The sequence below is a fragment of the Paludibacterium sp. genome, assembly GCF_019232825.1.
Lineage (GTDB): Bacteria > Pseudomonadota > Gammaproteobacteria > Burkholderiales > Chromobacteriaceae > Paludibacterium.
Window position 1 is genome coordinate 38,521 of record NZ_JAFAND010000119.1, and the last position, 10,340, is coordinate 48,860.

A 10,340-nucleotide genomic window follows, 5' to 3' on the forward strand; every position below is an offset into this window, starting at 1 on the left:
TCGCTTCCTGCTTGAAAAAGCCGAAAAAAACAGTTGAGTATAGCACCGATGGATTGTATTCAAGTCTTTCGACTCAACAATTCAAGCATCAGTTTCGATTCTTCCGTTGTCAAACGCTCACTCTTCGACTTCAGTATCAGCCGATCCAATTCGGCGTCGCGCAATTGTTCCAGCAACCGTTCGTTACCGTCGCGAAATTGCATACGATCATCGTCGTCAGGAGAGGCGAATTCCTCCGGGTCTTGCATGGCCTGTTGCAGCACGCTATCCACCAGCGACTCCCACGGCGTGCCACGGATCGATTCGATCAGTTGCGCCGTGGTGGGTTCATCCTCATGCTCGCGGGCGCGTTCGGCCAACATGGCAAAACAGGCCAATTCATCGGAAAGCGTCAGACTGTCCGGTAGTTGCACGTCCCCGGCCCAACTCGGGTTCATCAGCAGCCATTTCAACTGGCGCCGAACGATGGACGGCTGGATCAGTCTGACCGATCCGGTCGGCAGGCGATATTCGCGCTTGCCTTTGCGCTCCGGCTTTTTTTGCCCCATCAGCATGTCGAATTCGTCGACATCTATGCCAGCGAGTTCCGCTAGCCGCTTTTTAATGATGAGTCCCAGGGCCGGAGCCGCAATCTGGGCCAGAAGCGGCATCGCCTGACGAATCAAGTCGGCGCGCCCTTCCGGCGAATTCATATCGACGCGCGTGGTGAGTTCGCGCGTGAAGTAGGCCGAGAGCGGCAGGCTCTGCTCCTCGAGCAGCACCTCGAAACGCTCGCGGCCGGCTTCGCGGACAAAGGAGTCCGGGTCGTGCTCTTCCGGCAAGAAGAGAAAATGCAGCGACTTGCCGTCTTGCAATTGCGGCAGGCTGTTTTCCAACGCGCGCCAAGCGGCTTTCTGCCCGGCGCGGTCGCCGTCGAAACAGAAATACACGTGGTCGGCGTGACGCATCAGCTTGCGCACATGTTCGCCGGTGGTGGCGGTACCGAGCGTCGCGACGGCGTAATCGACGCCGAACTGCGCCAGAGCCACCACGTCCATATAACCTTCGACCACCAGCACCCGGTTTTGGGCACGGATGCCCTGCCGGGCTTCATACAGGCCGTAGAGCTCCCGACCTTTCTCAAATAGCGGCGTTTCCGGCGAGTTCAAGTACTTCGGCTCGCCCTGGCCCAACACGCGGCCGCCAAAACCGATGATGCCGCCGCGCTGATTGCGGATCGGAAACATCAGCCGGTCGCGGAAGCGATCGTAGCGGCGCCCTTCCTCGTGCTGAATCACGAGCCCGGACTCGATCAGGCGGTCATCCTGATAATCGGTGACGACCTGGTCCAGGTTCTGCCAGCCATCCGGCGCATACCCCAGTCCATAGCGGGCGGCGATCTCGCCGGATAACCCGCGGCGCTTGCAATACGCCACCGCGTTGGGCGACGACTTCAACTGCTGCTTGTAGTAGCCGGCGGCCTGCTGCAGCAGCTCCTCCAGCGACATCCGGCGTGTTCTCGCCGCCTGCTCGGCGACCGGATCGGCGCTTCGCACCGCTTGCGGTACCGTCATGCCGACGTTTTCGGCCAGGAGTTTGACGGCGTCGACAAAGCCGAGCCCCTGATACTCCATGACAAAGCCGATGGCCGAACCGTGCGCGCCGCAACCGAAGCAGTGGTAGAACTGCTTGGACGGACTGACGGTAAACGACGGCGATTTTTCCTTGTGAAACGGACAGCACGCCAGGTAGTTCTGCCCGCCCTTCTTCAGTGGAACGTAACGATCCACCACGTCGACGATGTCGACGCGCGACAACAGTTGATCGACGAAATCCTGCGGAATCACGGCGACACGCCGCGCTTAGCGCGCGAGCCGGGCCTTGATGCGGGCGGACACCGCGCCCATGTCGGCGCGGCCGGCCATCTGCGGCTTCAACAAGCCCATGACCTTGCCCATGTCCTGCATCGAGGCGGCACCCGATTGCCGCACGGCGTCGTCGACCAAGGCATCGATCTCGGCATCGGTCAGCGGCTGCGGCAAGTACGCGGTCAGCGTATCGACCTCGAAGCGTTCCTTGTCAGCCAGATCCATGCGCTGCGCCTGTTCGTACTGCGAGATCGAATCGCGGCGCTGCTTGATCATCTTGTCGATCACCGCCGTGACGCCGGCGTCGTCGAGCTCGATACGCTCGTCGACTTCCTTCTGCTTCATCGCAGCCATCAACAAGCGAATGGCCGCCAGACGATCGGTTTCCCGCGCCTTCATGGCGGTCTTCATGTCTTCCTGGATACGGGCTTTGAGGCTCATGCTTGAGTGTCCAAAAGAGGGGGATCGAAAAACCGATCGTACAAACGGCAAAACCGCAGGCTAAACCTGCGGTCCTGCGTGACTGCCGAATGGCGAAGCGATTAGAACAGCTTCGGCGGCAGCATCTGGCTGCGGATGCGCTTGTAGTGGCGCTTTACGGCAGCGGCATGCTTGCGCTTGCGTTCGGTGGTCGGCTTCTCGTAGAACTCGCGGGCGCGCAGTTCGGTCAGCAGACCAGTCTTTTCTACCGAACGCTTGAAGCGGCGCATGGCGACTTCAAACGGCTCATTCTCTTTAACACGAATATGAGGCATTAACCATCATCCTTAATAACTTGAAGAGCTTGACGCTCAAACTAATCCAATATTGTAACCAATTGACGGACTTTAGGAAAGTCCGTGACGACAGAGCAAGGCAAGATCAGGCCTTGCGGGTCGAAATCACCCCCAGACTCGGCGAACTTGGTGTAGCACTATAAAAACGTTTAGGCATCCGCTCCGCCTTATAGGCAGCGCGGCCCGCCTCAACAGCCAGCTTCATGGCATGCGCCATGAGGACCGGATCGCTTGCTGCCGCGATCGCGGTATTCATCAGTACGCCGTCGCAGCCAAGCTCCATCGCAATGGCCGCATCCGACGCGGTGCCGACGCCGGCATCCACCAGCACCGGCACAGAGGCCGATTCAATAATCAACCGCAAATTCCACGGGTTGACGATCCCCATCCCGGAACCGATCAGGCTCGCCAGCGGCATGATGGCGCAGCAGCCGATGGCTTCCAGCTCGCGCGCCACGATCGGATCGTCGGAGGTATACACCATCACGTCGAAACCTTCGCTCACCAGCGTTTCGGCCGCCTTCAGCGTTTCGCGTACATTGGGATACAGCGAGGTAGCGTCCCCGAGGACTTCCAACTTGACCAAACGGTGATCGTCGAGCAGCTCTCGCGCCAGGCGCAGGGTTCGCACCGCGTCGTCCGCGCTGTAGCAGCCCGCCGTGTTGGGGAGCAATGTATACCGGTTTTTCGGTAGGAAGTCGAGCAAATTTGGCTCGCCGGCATGTTGCCCCAAGTTGACGCGGCGGATGGCGACCGTGACGATCTCGCAACCGGAAACCGCCAGAGCGTCCGCGGTTTGCTGAAAATCGCGGTATTTGCCCGTCCCCACCAGCAGGCGGGAACCGTAGCTTTTGCCGGCAATCACCAATTGGTCATTTTGCAACACTTTGCACTCCTCCCGAATCAACCGCCGCCGACAGCCACGACAATTTCCAGCGTGTCGCAATCCCTCAACGGCGTCTCGCCGTGCCGGCTACGCGGCACGATCGCGCCATTGCGCTCGACGGCTACCCGCTTCCCCGTCAGCGCCAAAACGCGGATCAGGTCGGCCACCGTGACAACGTCGTCGAACTGGCGCGCCTCGCCATTAATCGTCAATTGCAGCATGGTTATTTTCTTTCGGCGCGCTGAACGAAGCCGACTTGGCGGATTTCGGTCAGCACCCGCTCAAGGTGGGCAAGACCCTCGACCTGCACGCGGAAGTGAATGTGCAGGAAGTCGTCGCCCATATGGGTGTCGAGCGTGTCGACGCCTTCGATATTGGCCGAGGCCATGGAAATGGCGGTGGCGATCTCGGCCAGCGCACCGCGCTCCTTGCGCGCCAGCACGCTGAGGGTGGCGCCGAACATGCGGTCCTTTTGCGCCTCCCAGGTCACCGCCAGCATCTTGTCGGCATCGGCGCGCTTGGCGTTCGGGCAATCGGCGCGGTGAATGACCAGCCCCTGCCCCTTGGTGATGACGCCGACGATGCCGTCGCCGGGAATCGGATTGCAGCAGGCGGACAATTGCACCGAGCCGCCCTCATTGCCGCGAATGGCGACCGGCGCCAAGTGCACGTCCTCGCCCAGCCGTTCGCCGGCCAATTCGATCAGCCGCCGCGCCGCCACCACCGGCAACAGCTTGCCGACGCCGATTTCCACCATCAAATCCTGGAAGCTGTCGAGCTTGTCGCCATGCACGCGCAGGTACGCCTCGCGCAGTGCGTCGTCGATTTGCAGCGGCGAGGCCGCCAGCGCGCCCACCGCCTGGCGCAGCATCTTCTCGCCCAACTGGGCCGCGTCGCTGCGCTGCATGCTCTTCAGATAACTGCGGATGCAGGAGCGCGCGCGGCCGCTCTGCACGAAACTGAGCCATGACGGGTTGGGCTTGGCCTGGGTCGAGGTGATGACCTCGACGGTGTCGCCGTTGCGCAGCACGGTGCGCAGCGGCACCAATGCGTGATTGACGCGTGCCGCGATGCAACGGTGCCCCACGTCGGTATGCACCGCGTAGGCAAAGTCGACCGGCGTCGACCCCTGCGGCAACACCAGAATGCGGCCCTTGGGCGTAAAGACGTAGACCTCGTCCGGAAACAGGTCGATCTTGATGTGTTCGAAAAACTCGACCGGATCGTCGCTCTCGGCCTGAATGTCGAGAATGCTTTGCAGCCACTGGTGGGTGCGCTGCTGCGCGGTATCCATGCTGGCGTCGCCGCTCTTGTACATCCAGTGCGAGGCCACGCCGGCCTCGGCCACGCGATTCATGTCGCGCGTGCGGATCTGCATTTCCACCGGCGTACCGTAGGGTCCGAACAGCGTGGTATGCAGGCTCTGATAGCCATTGCCCTTGGGAATGGCGATGTAATCCTTGAATTTGCCCGGAATTGGCTTGTACAAGCTGTGCAGCGCGCCCAGCGCCAGATAGCAACTGGGAATGTCGTTGACCACGACGCGGAAGCCGTAGATGTCCAGCACCTCGGAAAACGACAGGTGCTTCTCCTGCATCTTCTTATAGATGCTATAGAGATTTTTCTCCCGCCCCTTGATGATCGCCTCGATGTTGCAGCTGACGAGTTTTTGACTGACCGACTGCAGAATCTTGTTGACCACCTCGCGCCGGTTGCCGCGCGCCGCCCGCACCGCCTTGTTGAGCACGTTGTAGCGATGATAGTGCAGATGCTTGAACGCCAGATCCTGCAGTTCGCGGTAAACGCGGTTAAGCCCGATGCGGTTGGCGACCGGCGCGTAGATCTCCAGGGTTTCCAGCGCGATGCGCTTGCGCTTGTCCTCGCGCATCGAGTCCAGCGTGCGCATGTTGTGCAGCCGGTCGGCCAGCTTGACGATGATCACGCGGATGTCGCGCGCCATCGCCAGCACCATCTTGCGGAAGTTTTCCGCCTGAGCGGTTTCGCGCGTTTGGTATTCGAGGCGCTCGAGCTTGGACAGACCATCGACCAGGTCGGCGATGGTGCGCCCGAATTTTTCGCTCAGCGTGGGCTTGGTGACACCGGTATCTTCCAGGACGTCGTGCAACAATGCCGCCGCGAGTCCCTGGGCGTCGATGCGCCAGTCGGTAAGCATGGTCGCCACCGCCAGCGGATGGGTGATGTACGGTTCGCCGCTTTTGCGGGTTTGGCCTTCGTGCGCCTCGCGGCTTAGCGCGAACGCCTGCTGCAGCAGCTTGATGTCATCGGGCTTGAGGTAGCGCGCCGCCGCGGCAAAAAAAGCCTCTGCGTCGCGTTCAATGATGGCCTGGTAATCAATGGGCGAGACTGCGTCGGCATTCATGGAGGCGTGCTACCGGGCCGGATCAGTTGCGGCTGCGGGTCAAAACTTCCTTACCGACATGGCCGGCGGCAATTTCACGCAGGGCAACGACAGTCGGTTTATGACGGCCAGCTTCGACAAAGGCGGCGGCGCCGGAGGCCACTTGGCGGGCGCGATAGGCCGCGGCCAGCGTCAGGTCGAAACGGTTGGTGATGCGATCCAGGCAGTCATCTACGGTAATACGGGCCATGTCGATTCTTTCTGAGCAGAGATTAAGGGGAAACTATAGCGAAATTTCAGCGGCAAACCAATTGGCTCAATGCCGGGTGCCCATGTACGCCAGCCGGTCGGCATAGCGTTGGCGCTGCGCCTCGGTATGCAGACGCCGAGCGCGCACGATGCTGATCAGATCCAGCCGCGCGTGCTCGAACTGGTCGTTGACCACCATGTAGTCGTACTCGGGGATCATGTCGATTTCCTGCCGCGCCGACGCCAGCCGGCGCGCGATCACCTCGGGCGTGTCCGTGGCGCGGCCGCGCAAGCGGCGTTCCAGCTCTTCGATCGAAGGCGGCACGATAAAGATACCCACCGCGTCGGGGAAGACCTGGCGCACCTGGCGCGCGCCCTGCCAGTCGATTTCCAGCAGCACATCGCGGCCCTCGGCCTGCTGCGCGCGGATCCAAGCTTGGCTCGTGCCGTAATAGTTGCCGTAGACCTCGGCATATTCGAGGAAATCCCCCTGCCGGATCATCGCCTCGAATACCTCGCGCGAGACGAAGTGGTAGTGCTTGCCGTCGACTTCGCCTTCGCGCGGCGGACGGGTGGTATAGGACACCGACAGGCAGACCGTAGGCTCCGCATCCAGCAGGGCCGCCACCAACGACGTCTTGCCGGCGCCGGAGGGCGCCACGACGATGAAGATCGTACCGCGTGGCTGAGTCATGATGTGCTATACACTCTAAAAATATAATTTTTCAGGATACCACACTGTCAGAGTTGATGGAATCGGGGTAAATATTTTCACATCAAAGTTTAGGAAAATCACCAGCTTAGTGATTAGAATCCCCGGTTTTGTTGCAATGCCACGTTGTTGAGGGAGCGAAAAACAATGCAGCTACTAGACAGTTTTTTTAAGCTGAAAGAACATCATACGACGGTCAAGACCGAAGTTTTGGCCGGCTTCACCACCTTCCTGACGATGGCCTACATCGTTCTGGTCAACCCGCTGATCCTGTCGTCCACCGGCATGGATTTGAACGCCGTGTTCGTCGCCACCTGTCTCGCCGCCGCGCTGGGGACCGCCATCATGGGCCTGGTCGCCAACTACCCGATGGCGCTGGCGCCGGGCATGGGGCTTAACGCCTACTTCACCTTCACCGTGGTCAAAGGCATGGGCGTGCACTGGCAAGTGGCGCTGGGCGCGGTATTCATTTCCGGTCTGGTGTTCCTGGCCGTGAGCCTGCTGAAGGTGCGCGAGGCGATCGTCAACGCCATCCCGCAGTCGCTGAAGTTCTCGATCTCCGCCGGTGTCGGTATGTTCCTGGCGATCATCGCGCTGAAGAACGCCGGCGTCATCACCTCGCATCCGGTCACCTACCTGACCCTGGGCGATGTGCACAACCCGACCACGCTGTTGGCCATTCTCGGCTTCTTCCTGATCGTGGCGCTGGAATACCGCCGCATTCACGGCTCGATCATCATCGGCATCCTGGTGGTGACCGCGTTGTCGATCCTGCTTGGCCTGTCGAAATTCGAAGGCATCGTCGCGCCGGTACCGAGCATGGCCCCGACGCTGATGAAGATGGACCTGCATGGCGCCGCCAACATCGGCTTGCTCGGCGTGGTATTCGTGTTCTTCTTCGTCGATCTGTTCGACACCACCGGCACGTTGATCGGCGTATCGCACCGCGCGGGCCTGTTGGATAAGGACGGCAAGCTGCCGCGCCTGCAACGCGCGCTGTTGGCCGATTCGATCGCCATCACCGTCGGCGCCGTGATGGGCACTTCGTCCACCACCGCCTACATCGAATCCGCCGCCGGCACCGCGGTGGGCGGCCGTACCGGCTTGACCGCCACCGTCGTCGCCATCCTGTTCCTGGCCTGCCTGTGGCTGTCGCCGCTGGCGAAGACCGTACCGCCTTACGCCACCGCGCCGGCGCTGTGCTACGTCGCCGTGCTGATGGCTCGCGGCCTGGCCGAGATCGAATGGCACGACCTGACCGAGTCGGCACCGGCCGTCATGACCGCGCTGGCCATGCCGTTCACCTTCTCGATCGCTGACGGTATCGCCTTCGGCTTCATCAGCTACGCCGTGATCAAGATTCTGGCCGGCCGTTTCCGCGATCTGAAGCCGGCCGTGCTCGTCATCGCCGCCCTGTGGATTTTCAAGCTGGCGATGTTCTGATTGAGTACAATGGCGGTATGGAAAATCTAAGCAACCTGGATTACGCCAGCTACCTCAAGGGCTGGATCCGTACCGTTCCCGATTGGCCGCACGAAGGCGTGATGTTTCGCGACATCACGCCGTTGTTGCAGAACCCCAAATCCTTCCGTGTCCTGATCGATCTGTTCGTGCACCGCTACATGTCCGAACAGGTCGACCTGATCGCCGGCCTCGACGCGCGCGGTTTCATCATCGGCTCGGTACTGGCCTACGAGCTCAATGTCGGGTTCGTGCCGATCCGCAAGAAGGGCAAGCTGCCCTACACCACGGTCGCCGAGGAATATGTGTTGGAATACGGCAACGCCTCGGTCGAGATGCACACCGACGCTTGCAAGCAAGGCGACCGCGTCGTGCTGATCGATGACCTGGTGGCCACCGGCGGCACGATGATTGCCGGCTATAAGCTGTTGAAAAAACTAGGCGCCGATGTGCTGGAAGCCGCCGCGATCATCGACCTGCCCGAATTGGGCGGCAGCAAATTGATTCGCCGCGAGGGCTTGCCGCTCTTCACCGTGTGCGAATTCGAAGGATTGTGAGAGATAGCGGGAGTAGGCAGCGGTGTTCCACACGCCACTCCCGCCTTCAAGGTGTTGCCACTACTCCCGCAGTAAAGATCGCACAACCCTAACGGCGGGAGTAAAACCCGCACCTCAAAGGCGGCTACCGTTACCCTCTCTGGCGTTGCTGCAACCGCACAAATGCCATTGTGCTTTTCCCCATGCCTGCTACATTACGACGTAAATCCCTGCGACAAGGAGTTGCGTCATGGCATCGCCCCGTAAAGCCGCCAGCACCAAATCGGTCGCGTTGATCCTGGGAGGCGGCGCGCCCAACGCCACGCTGATGGCCGGCTCGCTCGAAGCCTTTCTCGACCGCAACGTGCGCTTCGAAGTGATCTCCACCGCCGGCGCCGGCGCGTTGATCGGCTTACTGTACGCGGCACCGCAATCGGGCGATCCGCGCGCGGCGCTGCGCAGCCTGATCGACATGGGCGTGGACGACACCATCTACGCCCGCTTTCCGGTCAACTACAAGGTATTCAACAAGCCCGGGCAACTGGCCGATCTGTGGCGCCAGCTGATCGCGGCCAACCCCTGGGTCAACGCCCTGCGCCAGCGCCAGGATGACGGCGAGAAGGCGCGCTTTCTCAGCGATTGGACACAGCTGATTCTGGCCTCGCTGTGCCCGAGCGATCTTAGCCCAACAAGTACCGGCCTATGCGCCCACGTTCCCTTCATCGAGGAGATTGTCGACTTCGCCGCGCTGGGCAAGAGCAGCGCGGCGTTCTATCTCAATGCCTACAACCTGTCCAAGCACCATATGGAATGCTGGGACAAAGCCCAGATCGGCAAGGAGCAGTTTCTCGCCGCGCTGTCGTTTCCCTTCATCTATCCACCCTATTTGCTCGACGGCGACTACTACATCGAAGGCGCCGCGCTCGACACGCTGAACTTCAAAAGCCTGTACCAGCGCCACACCGCGCCGATCGACAGCGTGGTGGTGTTCGACGTGCTCGGTTGCGAGCACATTCTGCATCCGCCGACCGACCTGTACGATGCCTGGGTGCAATCGATCATCACGCCGCTCATCGAGCTGGCGCGCGACGACCTGAAGCTGTTCGAAGCCTTGCACAACGTCGACCCAGCCACCGGCAAGCAGCGTAGCGAAGTACTGCGGGTGAACTACGAAGCCTATTTGAGCGCCGACGATTTCTCCCAGGAGCTCGCCTGGTCGCACAGCAATCTGGCCCGGCTCTACGACATCGGCTATGAGGCCGGCCACGCGTTCTGCAGCCAGCACGCGGCGGCGCTAGGCTTACCATAAAGCAAAAGCCCCTCGGCATGCCGAGGGGGCTCAGTCTCATCCGACAATAGGTCTTATCAGTCGCCCAGCGTGGACACCAGGATGGCCTTGATGGTGTGCATGCGGTTTTCCGCTTGCTCGAACTGCAGCGCCATCGGCGACTCGAACACGTCTTCCGTCACTTCCACGCCGTCCAGACCGAAGGTGTCGAACACCCACTTGCCGA

The 10,340-nt window shown here is 61.0% G+C and carries 11 protein-coding genes and 1 pseudogene; 3 read left to right on the forward strand and 9 right to left on the reverse strand.

Annotated elements, in window-relative coordinates:
• Positions 1–59 precede the first annotated feature (59 nt).
• The 8 genes from dnaG to gmk all read right to left on the reverse strand — a co-directional run bounded on the left by dnaG (position 60) and on the right by gmk (position 6,811).
• Complete coding sequence (gene dnaG, locus JOZ06_RS15775; protein WP_293234122.1) at positions 60–1,826, reverse strand: DNA primase; 1,767 nt, start codon at positions 1,824–1,826, stop codon at positions 60–62.
• Positions 1,827–1,841: 15 nt separating this feature from the next.
• Positions 1,842–2,288 carry a GatB/YqeY domain-containing protein gene (locus JOZ06_RS15780; protein WP_293234124.1) on the reverse strand — a complete coding sequence of 149 codons (447 nt, stop codon included), beginning with the start codon at positions 2,286–2,288 and terminating at the stop codon, positions 1,842–1,844.
• A 101-nt stretch (positions 2,289–2,389) separates the two neighbouring features.
• A complete protein-coding gene (gene rpsU / locus JOZ06_RS15785; protein WP_133678739.1) occupies positions 2,390–2,602 on the reverse strand; it encodes a 30S ribosomal protein S21 in 213 nt (70 codons plus the stop codon).
• A 106-nt stretch (positions 2,603–2,708) separates the two neighbouring features.
• Positions 2,709–3,509: a thiazole synthase gene (locus JOZ06_RS15790; RefSeq protein WP_366515108.1), complete on the reverse strand. Its 801-nt coding sequence runs from the start codon at positions 3,507–3,509 to the stop codon at positions 2,709–2,711.
• A 17-nt stretch (positions 3,510–3,526) separates the two neighbouring features.
• A complete protein-coding gene (thiS, locus tag JOZ06_RS15795; protein ID WP_293234126.1) occupies positions 3,527–3,730 on the reverse strand; it encodes a sulfur carrier protein ThiS in 204 nt (67 codons plus the stop codon).
• A gap of 2 nt (positions 3,731–3,732) precedes the next feature.
• Positions 3,733–5,889, reverse strand: coding sequence for a bifunctional (p)ppGpp synthetase/guanosine-3',5'-bis(diphosphate) 3'-pyrophosphohydrolase (locus tag JOZ06_RS15800; protein ID WP_293234128.1), 2,157 nt, complete (start codon positions 5,887–5,889; stop codon positions 3,733–3,735).
• A gap of 22 nt (positions 5,890–5,911) precedes the next feature.
• Entirely contained in the window at positions 5,912–6,118 is a 207-nt protein-coding gene (rpoZ, locus tag JOZ06_RS15805; RefSeq protein WP_293234130.1) for a DNA-directed RNA polymerase subunit omega, read from the reverse strand.
• 66 nt (positions 6,119–6,184) lie between these two features.
• Positions 6,185–6,811, reverse strand: coding sequence for a guanylate kinase (gene gmk, locus JOZ06_RS15810; RefSeq protein WP_293234132.1), 627 nt, complete (start codon positions 6,809–6,811; stop codon positions 6,185–6,187).
• A gap of 165 nt (positions 6,812–6,976) precedes the next feature.
• Between gmk and JOZ06_RS15815 the strand changes: the two genes are divergently transcribed.
• The 3 genes from JOZ06_RS15815 (at position 6,977) to JOZ06_RS15825 (ending at position 10,135) form a co-directional block, all read left to right on the forward strand.
• Complete coding sequence (locus JOZ06_RS15815; protein WP_293234134.1) at positions 6,977–8,272, forward strand: NCS2 family permease; 1,296 nt, start codon at positions 6,977–6,979, stop codon at positions 8,270–8,272.
• A 17-nt stretch (positions 8,273–8,289) separates the two neighbouring features.
• Entirely contained in the window at positions 8,290–8,847 is a 558-nt protein-coding gene (locus JOZ06_RS15820) for an adenine phosphoribosyltransferase (RefSeq protein ID WP_293234136.1), read from the forward strand.
• Between the two features lie 229 nt (positions 8,848–9,076).
• Positions 9,077–10,135: a patatin-like phospholipase family protein gene (locus JOZ06_RS15825; RefSeq protein ID WP_293234138.1), complete on the forward strand. Its 1,059-nt coding sequence runs from the start codon at positions 9,077–9,079 to the stop codon at positions 10,133–10,135.
• 56 nt (positions 10,136–10,191) lie between these two features.
• Here the strand turns inward: JOZ06_RS15825 and JOZ06_RS15830 are convergent.
• Positions 10,192–10,340 (reverse strand): annotated as a pseudogene (locus JOZ06_RS15830) (ornithine carbamoyltransferase subunit F); the annotation flags it as partial.